This window comes from Pseudaeromonas pectinilytica (genome assembly GCF_054780855.1).
The window spans coordinates 1-10,450 of sequence record NZ_BAAGVN010000113.1; the positions used below are offsets into that span (position 1 = coordinate 1).

11 protein-coding genes and 2 pseudogenes are annotated in these 10,450 nt (G+C 61.5%); 5 read left to right on the forward strand and 8 right to left on the reverse strand.

Annotated features, from left to right (window positions below):
• Nucleotides 1-194: 194 nt before the first annotated feature.
• Nucleotides 195-302, forward strand: a pseudogene (locus ACYVG7_RS08350) (DUF4158 domain-containing protein); the annotation flags it as partial.
• Between the two features lie 61 nt (nt 303-363).
• On the opposite strand, the gene ACYVG7_RS08355 reads toward ACYVG7_RS08350, so the two are convergent.
• A complete protein-coding gene (locus ACYVG7_RS08355) occupies nt 364-1,191 on the reverse strand; it encodes a 3'-5' exonuclease (RefSeq protein ID WP_059385974.1) in 828 nt (275 codons plus the stop codon).
• Between the two features lie 211 nt (nt 1,192-1,402).
• Between ACYVG7_RS08355 and ACYVG7_RS08360 the strand changes: the two are divergent.
• Nucleotides 1,403-4,264 (forward strand): annotated as a pseudogene (locus tag ACYVG7_RS08360) (Tn3 family transposase); the annotation flags it as partial.
• Between the two features lie 197 nt (nt 4,265-4,461).
• On the opposite strand, the gene ACYVG7_RS08365 reads toward ACYVG7_RS08360, so the two are convergent.
• The 3 genes from ACYVG7_RS08365 to ACYVG7_RS08375 all read right to left on the reverse strand — a co-directional run bounded on the left by ACYVG7_RS08365 (nt 4,462) and on the right by ACYVG7_RS08375 (nt 6,236).
• The gene (locus tag ACYVG7_RS08365) at nt 4,462-4,722 is read right to left on the reverse strand and encodes a hypothetical protein (protein WP_460882703.1); all 261 of its coding nucleotides are present in this window, start codon (nt 4,720-4,722) and stop codon (nt 4,462-4,464) included.
• Entirely contained in the window at nt 4,722-5,633 is a 912-nt protein-coding gene (locus ACYVG7_RS08370; RefSeq protein WP_447187533.1) for a DNA-binding protein, read from the reverse strand. Before ACYVG7_RS08370 ends, ACYVG7_RS08365 begins: the two co-directional genes overlap by 1 nt.
• Before the next feature lie 369 nt (nt 5,634-6,002).
• Nucleotides 6,003-6,236: a hypothetical protein gene (locus ACYVG7_RS08375; protein ID WP_460882704.1), complete on the reverse strand. Its 234-nt coding sequence runs from the start codon at nt 6,234-6,236 to the stop codon at nt 6,003-6,005.
• A 554-nt stretch (nt 6,237-6,790) separates the two neighbouring features.
• On the opposite strand from ACYVG7_RS08375, the gene ACYVG7_RS08380 reads away from it, so the two are divergent.
• The 3 genes from ACYVG7_RS08380 to ACYVG7_RS08390 are packed head-to-tail and all read left to right on the forward strand — an operon-like array spanning nt 6,791 to nt 8,491.
• Entirely contained in the window at nt 6,791-7,036 is a 246-nt protein-coding gene (locus tag ACYVG7_RS08380; protein ID WP_460882705.1) for a hypothetical protein, read from the forward strand.
• Between the two features lie 28 nt (nt 7,037-7,064).
• On the forward strand, nt 7,065-7,907 hold the full coding sequence (locus ACYVG7_RS08385) for a tyrosine-type recombinase/integrase (RefSeq protein ID WP_460882706.1): 843 nt from the start codon (nt 7,065-7,067) through the stop codon (nt 7,905-7,907).
• A complete protein-coding gene (locus ACYVG7_RS08390) occupies nt 7,904-8,491 on the forward strand; it encodes a hypothetical protein (RefSeq protein WP_460882707.1) in 588 nt (195 codons plus the stop codon). The genes ACYVG7_RS08385 and ACYVG7_RS08390 overlap by 4 nt, the downstream gene beginning before the upstream one ends.
• 127 nt (nt 8,492-8,618) lie before the next feature.
• On the opposite strand, the gene ACYVG7_RS08395 is transcribed toward ACYVG7_RS08390, so the two are convergent.
• The 4 genes from ACYVG7_RS08395 to relB all read right to left on the reverse strand — a co-directional run bounded on the left by ACYVG7_RS08395 (nt 8,619) and on the right by relB (nt 10,214).
• Complete coding sequence (locus ACYVG7_RS08395) at nt 8,619-9,086, reverse strand: primase C-terminal domain-containing protein (protein ID WP_460882709.1); 468 nt, start codon at nt 9,084-9,086, stop codon at nt 8,619-8,621.
• Nucleotides 8,995-9,495: a replication initiation protein gene (locus ACYVG7_RS08400; RefSeq protein ID WP_460882708.1), complete on the reverse strand. Its 501-nt coding sequence runs from the start codon at nt 9,493-9,495 to the stop codon at nt 8,995-8,997. The genes ACYVG7_RS08395 and ACYVG7_RS08400 overlap by 92 nt, the downstream gene beginning before the upstream one ends.
• Before the next feature lie 205 nt (nt 9,496-9,700).
• Nucleotides 9,701-9,985: a type II toxin-antitoxin system RelE/ParE family toxin gene (locus ACYVG7_RS08405; RefSeq protein WP_042650712.1), complete on the reverse strand. Its 285-nt coding sequence runs from the start codon at nt 9,983-9,985 to the stop codon at nt 9,701-9,703.
• Nucleotides 9,975-10,214 (reverse strand): type II toxin-antitoxin system RelB family antitoxin, encoded by a 240-nt coding sequence (gene relB / locus ACYVG7_RS08410; RefSeq protein WP_016946643.1) that lies wholly within the window; start codon nt 10,212-10,214, stop codon nt 9,975-9,977. The genes ACYVG7_RS08405 and relB overlap by 11 nt, the downstream gene beginning before the upstream one ends.
• Nucleotides 10,215-10,450 lie beyond the last annotated feature (236 nt).

A 10,450-nucleotide genomic window follows, 5' to 3' on the forward strand; every position in this document is an offset into this window, starting at 1 on the left:
GCCTGGGAACCATCCGCTTTCGATACCCGCATGTAGCCAATCAGCATTTTGATCCTGTCACATATACGTTCGATTATGTGACACTGTGATTTTGGCACGCGACGGTGTCAATATATGTCACTTAATCCGTCACCTTTTCTAAGGTGTGTAAACGGTCATTGTAGTAAAAGATGTGACAAATAAAAGGAATTCGCATGCCCCGCCGTTCGATTCTCTCCGCCGCCGAGCGCGAAAGCCTGCTGGCGTTACCGGACATCAAAGACGATCTGATCCGACATTACACGTTTAGCGATAGCGACCTGTTGTGGGATGCGAATAAAGATTCATCCGTACAAATAAAGTCTCATTCTTTGAAATAGAGTTTCATCCTAAAACAGAGGGCAAAGCCTCCTGCGGGACGGTGGCCACTTTCGGCCCTGCCGGTCGCCGTCCGTTCGTGCGGCGCTGCAAGTATCGCAGCACACCCAGCGTCATGCGGGCGTCGGCAAGGGCGCGGTGTGCGCCGTCTTCTGCCACGCCGCAGTCGGTCGCAGCCTCGATCAGCTTCAACCATCGCCAGCGGTCGCGGCTCCGGTCGTACTCTCCATGCCACTCGGCATACATCAGCATCGCGCAAGCGGTCGTCAACACTGGCGCGGTGAGTCCGTGTATCTGATAGGTCTGCCGCAGCAAGCGCGCATCAAAAGCGACGTTGTAGGCAACGACGGTTCGGCCAGCAACGGCGGCGGCGTACTGCTCGGCCACCTCGGGCCAGCTCGGCGCACTGGCCACCATGGCGTCGGTGATTTTGTGAATCGCTGTCGCCTCGACCGGGATTGGCCGGGTCGGGCGTACCAGCGTGTCGAGGATCGGTGCGCCGGTCACGTCGAGTATGGTTATCTCGCAAATCTCGGCGTCATCACCGAGGCCGGTGGTTTCGGTGTCGAGCACAATGCAGCCTGCGGCGATCAGGTCTTTTGCCTGCGCTGCGACGTGCTGGCGACGGACTTGGGCACGCCCAGGCATCCAGCGCCACGGCACGCACTCGGCTGGGTTGTACACATCATAAGCCCCCTGACCTTGCCAGACACTGCCAGCGGGCTTGGTGTTTAGTCCCGGCATGAGGCGGAGGCGTTCCTTGAGGTGCTTACGGCATAGAAGCCCCTTGGCCTCTGCTTCGGTCGGGGTGAGGTGTTTTCGGGTTTTGGGCATACGCCCCCCTTGTTGGTGTCTCAGTCCCGGCGGTAGTGGGCGACGATTCAGACGCTCGAAAGTATGAGACTTTATTTTCACGATTCAGGCCGCGCCCAATGCCACGCGATCCTTTCAGAATGACACTTTACCCGCCTGCCAAGCCTGAGTCTTTCAAAACAGTCCTGAAAATTGGCGTAGCTTAGGATGGGACTTTATTTGCATCCCACACCTGTCCATCATCCGGCAACGGCGCGGCCCAGCTAACCGGTTGGGCTTCGCCGTACAGCTTTGCTACCTGCGCTTTCCTGGCGTAATCCTGGGTGTCAATGAACCGCCGTTTCCGTCTTTGCTGAAGCTGGTCGCCGACCAGCTCAAGGTCAGCATTGAAAGCTGGGACGAGTATGGGAAGCGAGAGCAGACCCGGCGCGAGCACCTGGTCGAACTGCAAACGGTGTTCGGCTTCCAGCCGTTCACCATGAGCCACTACCGGCAGGCCGTCCACACGCTGACCGAGCTGGCCATGCAAACCGACAAGGGCGTGGTGCTGGCCAGCGCCTTGATCGAGCATCTGCGGCGACAGTCGGTCATTCTGCCTGCCCTTAACGCCGTCGAGCGGGCGAGTGCCGAGGCGATCACCCGCGCCAACCGACACATCTACGACGCCTTAGCCGAACCGCTGTCGGATGCGCATTGCCGTCGCCTCGATGACCTGCTCAAGCGCCGGGACAACGGCAAGACGACCTGGCTGGCCTGGCTGCGCCAGTCACCTGTCAAGCCAAATTCGCGGCACATGCTGGAGCACATCGAACGCCTCAAGGCGTGGCAGGCACTTGACCTGCCTTCTGGCATCGAGCGGTTGGTTCACCAGAACCGGCTACTCAAGATCGCCCGCGAGGGCGGCCAGATGACGCCCGCCGATCTGGCCAAGTTCGAGCCGCAGCGGCGCTACGCGACCTTGGTGGCGCTCACCATCGAAGGTATGGCCACCGTCACCGACGAAATCATCGACCTGCACGACCGTATCCTGGGCAAGCTGTTCAACGCCGCCAAGAACAAGCATCAGCAGCAGTTCCAGGCGTCCGGCAAGGCGATCAACGCTAAGGTGCGGCTGTTCGGCCGCATCGGCCAGGCGCTGATCGAGGCCAAGCAAGCGGGCCGCGACCCGTTCGCCGCCATCGAGGCCGTCATGTCCTGGGACGCCTTCGCAGAGAGCGTCACCGAGGCGCAGAAGCTCGCGCAGCCCGAGGACTTCGATTTCCTGCACCGCATCGGCGAGAGTTACGCCACGCTTCGCCGCTACGCGCCGGAATTCCTCGCCGTGCTCAAGCTACGGGCCGCGCCCGCTGCCAAGGACGTGCTCGACGCCATCGAGGTACTGCGCGGCATGAACAGCGACAACGCCCGCAAGGTGCCAGCCGACGCGCCGACCGACTTCATCAAACCGCGCTGGCAGAAACTGGTGATGACCGACACCGGCATCGACCGGCGTTACTACGAACTGTGCGCGCTGTCGGAGATGAAGAACGCGCTGCGTTCCGGCGACATCTGGGTGCAGGGATCGCGCCAGTTCAAGGACTTCGAGGACTACCTGGTGCCGCCCGCGAAGTTCGCCAGCCTCAAGCGGTCCAGCGAATTGCCGCTGGCCGTGGCCACCGACTGCGAACAATATCTGCATGAACGGCTGACGCTGCTGGAAGCGCAGCTCGACACCGTTAACCGCATGGCGCTGGCCAACGAGCTGCCGGACGCCATAATCACGGAGTCTGGTCTGAAGATCACGCCGCTCGATGCGGCGGTGCCCGACACCGCGCAGGCCCTGATCGACAAGACGGCGATGATTCTGCCGCACGTCAAGATCACCGAACTGCTGCTGGAGGTGGACGAATGGACGGGCTTCACCCGGCACTTTGCGCACCTGAAATCGGGCGACTTGGCCAAGGACAAGAACTTGCTGCTAACCACGATCCTCGCCGACGCGATCAACCTGGGTCTGACCAAGATGGCTGAGTCCTGCCCGGGCACGACCTACGCCAAACTAGCTTGGCTGCAAGCCTGGCACATCCGCGACGAAACCTACGGAGCGGCGCTGGCCGATCTGGTCAACGCGCAGTTCCGGCATCCATTCGCTGGGCATTGGGGCGACGGAACCACTTCATCGTCGGACGGCCAAAATTTCCGCACCGGCAGCAAGGCCGAGAGCACCGGCCACATCAACCCGAAATACGGTAGCAGCCCCGGCCGGACGTTCTATACCCACATTTCTGACCAGTACACGCCGTTCCACACCAAGGTCGTGAACGTCGGCGTGCGCGATTCGACCTACGTCCTCGACGGCCTGCTATACCACGAATCCGATTTGCGCATCGAGGAGCACTACACCGACACGGCGGGCTTCACCGATCACGTGTTCGCACTGATGCACCTGCTGGGCTTCCGCTTCGCGCCGCGCATCCGTGACCTGGGCGACACCAAGCTCTACATCCCGAAGGGCGATGCCGCCTACGAGGCGCTGAAACCGATGATCGGCGGCACGCTCAAGATCAAGCACGTCCGCGCTCATTGGGACGAAATCCTGCGGCTGGCCACTTCGATCAAGCAGGGCACGGTGACGGCCTCGCTGATGCTCAGGAAGCTCGGCAGCTACCCGCGCCAGAACGGCTTGGCGGTCGCCCTGCGCGAGCTGGGGCGCATCGAGCGCACCCTGTTCATCCTGGACTGGCTGCAAAGCGTCGAACTGCGCCGCCGCGTGCATGCCGGGCTGAACAAGGGCGAAGCGCGCAACGCGCTGGCCCGCGCCGTGTTCTTCAACCGCCTGGGCGAAATCCGCGACCGCAGTTTCGAGCAACAGCGCTACCGCGCTTCCGGCCTCAACCTGGTGACGGCCGCCATCGTGTTGTGGAACACGGCCTACCTGGAACGGGCCGCGAACGCCTTGCGCGGCCACGGCCAAGCCGTCGATGATGCCCTGTTGCAGTACCTGTCGCCGCTCGGCTGGGAGCACATCAACCTGACCGGAGATTACCTGTGGCGCTGCAGTACCAAGGTCGGCGCAGGAAAATTCAGGCCGCTACGGCCACTTCACCCGGCTTAACGTGCTTTATTTTCCGTTTTCTGAGACGACCCCTTGTAAGCCGGAACCGCCGAAATTTCCGTCACCCCAGTTCCAGCCCCGCCACGAGCGCATCGAGGTCGATGACCTTGTGTGGGATGCGAATAAAGGGGTTGTAAGCCGGAATCCCCGAAAATTCTGTCGGAAAAGGTCGCAGGCGAAGTTTCCGGCTGCTGAGACTATCCGACATGGTTTGTCGCGCATGTTCTGGCTGTGCAAGCCGGGGATTTCAGCCAATGGCGTACCAGTGCCGTAAAACAACTGTTTAGCGACGACCCGCACCAATACTGGCTTTGCCAGCTTGCCGGAAAAATCGGGGGTTCCGGCTTGGAACCCCACAATGCAAGCTCCTGATCGCCCAGGTTGGCCGCCTGCACGAATACCGCGCCAAGCTGCCGCAGTTCGTCGTGCAGGGCTTGAAACTGGGCGGCGGTCGGCATCACTCGCCCCCCTTCCCTTTCGGCGTCTTGGCGGCCTTCTCGGCGGCCTCGGCTTTGTCCTGCTGCCGTTGCAGCGCCTCCAGTTGCCCGGCCAGCCGTGCGGCTTGCTCGCGGGCCTCGGCGGCGTTCTTGCGGGCGTCGTCGCGCTCGGCCTGCGCCTGCCGGATTTCCTGCGCCGCTGCGGCGCGGGCGGTGTCGTGGGCCTGTGCTGCCTTGGCGGCCTGCTGCTCGATCTGCTCGGCGCGGGCCTCTGCGCGGCTCACACGGTCGGCGCACGCCTCCAGCTTGGCGGCCAGCACGGCGGCCTGTTGTTCGGCGGCGGTGCGGCCCTGCTGTGCCTCGGCCAGTGCGGCGCGTAGGCGCTCAAGCTCGGCGGCCTGCTCGCTCACGCGCTCGGCCTGCGCCTCGATCTTGTGCCGGGCGGTTGCCACCTCCAGCCGGGCCGACTCTGCCGCCTGCTGCTCGCGCTCGATGCGCTGCTGCGCCTCGGCCAAGTCGGCGGCCTGCTGCGCGGCTTTGCCCGCCAGCGTGTCGCGCTCAGTGGTCAGCACGGCCACCTGCTCGGCCAACTCGTCGCGCTCGCCTTCCAGCACCTCGCCAGCGGCGGCCAGTTCGGCGGCTTCTGCCTGTGCCTGCACCAGACGGCCCTCGATCTCGCCGCGTGCCTGCGATGCGGCCCGCTCGATCTCGGCGGCAATGGCAGCGGTCAGCGCCTGCGGCAGTTCCGGCGCAGCGGCGGCGGCCACCGGGCGAGCCTCACGCCACGCGGCCAGATGCTTGTGGATGGTGTTCGGGCTGCCGGTGTCGCCCAACCGCTCGCGCACCGCCCGGATAGTCGGCTGCTGACCCTCGCCTGCCAGCGTATCAGCGACGGCGGCGACCTGCTCAAACGTGATGCCCTGACGTGCCATGATCGTTGCTCCTTTCGTACCGTATCAGTGTAAATCGTATCAATACAGATACGATACACAATACAGATACGATATGCAAGCGGCTTTCGTAACGTACCGCTGCCCGGTCGGCTGCTCGTTTTGGGGGTTCCAAGCCGGAACCCCCGATTTTTCCGGCAAGCTGGCAAAGCCAGTATTGGTGCGGGTCGTCGCATCCCACACAAGGTCATCGACCTCGATGCGCTCGTGGCGGGGCTGGAACTGGGGTGACGGAAATTTCGGCGGTTCCGGCTTACAACCCCGTTATCGACGCACCTCGGCCACGTCCGCGACGGGCTCTATCCGTCGTGCACGTGACCGAGGCACCAAGCGCAGCGCGGTAGGCTGGCGTTACCGCGTAACCTGTTCGTAGAACCGCGCGAGGTCGTCGATGTCCATCGCGGACACGAGCGCATTTTTTTCAGCGACGATCAGCGACTCGATCACCTCGCGCTGAGAGCAGCCACGGTGTCGAGCCAACGCGGTCAGCGCTGCGCGTGCCTCCCCGTTTATATACAGACTGAGCCGGTACTGATCCGGCCTGGCTCGATATGCGGCCTGCCGTTCTGATGCTGTTTTTGCCATTATTAAACCCTCCGTTACCGTGTAACGACACGGTAACCCGTTACGGTGTAACGGTCAAGAGCCTTCGGCTCTGGCCCTGCTTTTAGCACCTTGATGAGCCCGAAGGGGCCGCGGCCCCCAACGGGCTCATGTGTGCGCTTCGCTCCCACGCTATGTACGACACACAAATGTGTCGATACATAGCGTGGGAGCTGGCTATTCCACACATTCACGCACATTTTTAAATGCACATTGTATGCGCACACACCGTAGGGCTATGCTGAACGAGCTTGAGACTGTTGCACTCCAACGCAACCCTGTTACACCGGATACAGGTTCCAATCCGAGAGACGGCGAAAACAAGCCACTGCTTCCTGAACCCCAACAGCCAAATAGGGAGACCCTCCTCGGGTTCTGACGGCGACAGCAAAACGCCCGTGTGCCTCACACGTTAAACGAGGCCGTGTATGGCGCGAACAGTCCGGCCACCCGACGTAAAGGGGATCGGGGCGAATCGGTAGGGAAACCCGCCGCAGCAGCGAACGCTGCTGGTCGTTCTAACGTGGAGAACAAACATGGATATTTTTGACGCCCGCACCGAACTGGCCGAGCTGCGCCGGCAGACCGCCGAGATCCGCCGGCGACGCTATACAAAATCCAGTCTGGACCGTTACCGAGGCGAGCTGATACAACTGCGACGCAACGGCGCCTCGGTCGCCGAACTGCAACGCTGGTTGCGCGACCACCGGATCAGAGTTGTTCATTCCACGGTCGCTCGGTGGGTCACCAAAAACGCAGATCCCGCCGATGCCGCGGTTTAGTTCCCCCGCCTCGCAGGCCGGCCACGTCATGCGAGCCGTGCAGGGCTCGGTGCTGCGCTCCGTTGGGACCGTTCGCAATTATGAGGCTGCACTCACCCGCGTTGCGGAATGGGCCAAGAGCGAGAAAATCACCGGAGGCTTAACCGCCATCACCCCCGAACAGGCCGTCGCGTACCTGGAACAACGGGGTCAGGAGGTCGGGCAAAAAACGCTCGACATGGAGCGGCAGGCCATGCAGGTCATGATGCAGCATGTCACGCAGCAGCTCCCCCTCGGTGAACCGCTCCCGGTTGTACGATCCGAACAGCAGCAGGCGCTCGAGAGTCGCGCCTACACCGCGGCGCAGGTCGAACGGATCGCCGCTGCCCAAACCCCCCGATATGCGCTGGCCACCGAGATCGCATTCGCCGCCGGATTGCGAGCCCACGAGCTGCTAACCCTGCAACCACAGGCCGAGCGGACCGCCGATCCACGCCCCGCCCTGGAATCCAAATTCGCAGGGCGTGATGGCGAGATCTACACCGTGGCCGGTAAGGGCGGGTTGGTTCGGGAGGTTCTGATACCCCACGAGCTCGCCGCGCAACTCGAGGCACGCCGACTGGAGACCCCGCTCCAGGTCACAGACCGCGGGATCTACTACCAGTCGCACTACGACATCGGCGGCGGCCAGCGTTGGAGCAACTCCGTTTCGGCCGCCGCCGAACGGGCGCTGGGTTGGTCAACAGGCGCCCATGGGCTGCGTCATTCCTACGCCCAGGAACGGATGACCGAGTTACAAAACCGGGGACTGATACGGGAACGGGCACTCGAGACCGTCAGCCAGGAGCTGGGCCACTTTCGACCAGAGATCACGGAGGTATATCTGCGATGAAAAGAGCACTCATCGGGGGACTGACTGTCGTCGTTGCAGCCGCGGTCTGGAGTCTGCACCGCTGGCTGACAACCGTAGGGTGGGTCGAGAATTTCGGAGTAGACCAGACCCGCGTGTACGTCATCACCGGCTGGGAAATGCTACCGCACCTGTGGCCCATGATCCTGCTGGGCATCAGCGCCGGGGCCGGCATCGTACTGGCACTGCTGCTACCGAGCCTGAGAAGGTACGCGGCAACGGAAAATCATTGCCGACTGGAACGCGAGGATCTGCGTGAGGAACTGGAGGCCGCGAACACCCGGGCTCTAGCTGCGGAGGAACGTATCCAGGCGACCATGGATTACGCCATGGAAGCGGTCGAGTTAGATCGTCGCTCTGCGACACGGACAGAGAGTGACGCCATCGAGACGCTGAAGCGCACTGAGCAGCAGGTCCGGCAATTACAGGAGACCCTCGCGCAAACGGAACAGGCGCTAGCCTCAGCGACACATCGCGCCGACAATGCCGCAGCCGCATTCCAACGAATGAAACGAAAGAGCAAGGAGCACTCCGTGGATAACTGCCCCGCCCACACCCCCCAATAAAACAGGGGGGCGATGGACGGCCTACGGTTCGGCAGTTGCCCACCTCGCCAAGATCGCTCGCTCGAGGGATGTTCAAGACTCAAGGGCGCCCCCTGCGGGCTATTATCTGATATGGCTTTGTTTTTGATCACGCACGATCACGGCGGAGATAGTTGGACACACTTCCCGCTGATATTTGAAGATCGTCCGCTATATCGCGGTTGGTATACCCCAACGCTTTGAGCCGCAGAATCTCCGGCAGAAGATCTGCTGCTTTGCTCGGCCTTCCCCCGCCCTTGGATACCTTGCCGCCTATGCGACCGCCCTTGGCTCCCTGCTCTGCTTGCCATGCGCTAAAGCCTGCGGGGCTTAGGTGCTGGTGCGTCCATTTGGCAATGGACTTGGCCGTGTGCCGGACTTCGTTTGCGGGGAGCGGCTGCTTGAACTGGGCGTTATATCCCGATGCCCGATCAACACAAGCCGCTAACCATTCGCGGTAGCCCGGCCAGCCCTGCCGGATCGCTTTATAGGCCCACAGGCGCGTTTTCTCGAACAGGGTACAGTTTCGCCCAAGGCCATACTCTGGGTTCCCATACCTGAACCAACCAGTGGGTATGCAGGGGGTTCTTGCAGATCAGCCCGGAGTAGCCCAGATCAGCCCCCAGTTTCTCCCGGAGGGCCGCCTCGATGGCGGCGGCATAACGCAGCGGAGCCACGTTGCCGTCCGGGGCGGTGCGGATCGGGGTCTCCAATCCGTAGATCAGGTGGGCATGACCGTTGGCCCTGTTCGTGACGGTGATGTTAGGTGCCGGGGCGCCTACGTCATCCCAAGATAACGTAGCGGCTGGCTGATCCACGTCGAACACGATCCAGTGCCGGTGTGTCGGCCCATTCGGTTGAATGTAACGCGCCCCAAGGGCACGGCTCACATCCGCAATGGACAGGCCCGTGGTGAGTTCGTCGGTATGGTAGGGCTTCCGGGGCAGGCGCTCCCGAAACAGCTCAAGCTGTGCTCTGTCGGTCAAGTTCCACCGCGCTTATTGGCGGTGCAGGGTTGTTTGATGTGATCCATGTGGTATGATCTTCCTGTGATTAAGTCACGGCCCCGAACGCTCTGAATCTTCCGCCAAGTTGATCAGCAGAGCTTCGGGGTTTGTCTGTTCTAGGCAGTACGTTACCGCACGACCCCCTCCATACGCAAACGCATACCGCCCTACCTACAAGCACCCTTCACCAGTGGCTTGGTAGCCGCAAGCGGGTATGAAACACCCTCAGAATTTGGATCTCCTCGCCCTTCACTCGGTATGGAATGAGGAACGGATAGGGTTGCAGCACAAGCTCTCGTGTACCAGGAACGCGCCCTGGCCGTCCCATTGCTGGCTGATCTACCAACAAGTGAACCAAGCGATACACCTCTAATACAAACTCCTGGGCCACCCTGGAGTTCTCTTTTGCTAAGTGATCGTGAGCATCCTCAAGGTTCAGTGCAGCCTTACGCAGCCATTTAACCTGCATTGATACCCCACCGATTGAACTTCGCCATCATCTCCTTTTCAGGCACAAAGTCGCCCGCATCCGCTTCACGCAATGCGGCTTCAACTTCCGTGATCTGCCAGGCTTCTCGCGCCAAATAATCCTGGATAGCTTGGTTTGCCAACCATGATTTGGTTCTGCCTGTGGACTGGGCCAATTGCCCCAACTGCTGCTCTACCTCATCCGGCAAACGGACAGACATAACACTCATACACACCCCACCAAACCACAATGTTTACATGATACTACACCTTTACTGAATGACAGGCACGGACAACAGGCAGCAAAAAGGGCGTCCGATTTAACGTAACGCCCCCCTTATGCGCACTGGCCGATTTCATGTACAGGACCTTAAGCGGCGAGTCCATTTAAAACGCCTTCCAAGGTCCTGTTCTGTATCGACTTTCTCTGCTTGGTTCGGCAGGCGTTCTTGGCCAAATAATCGGC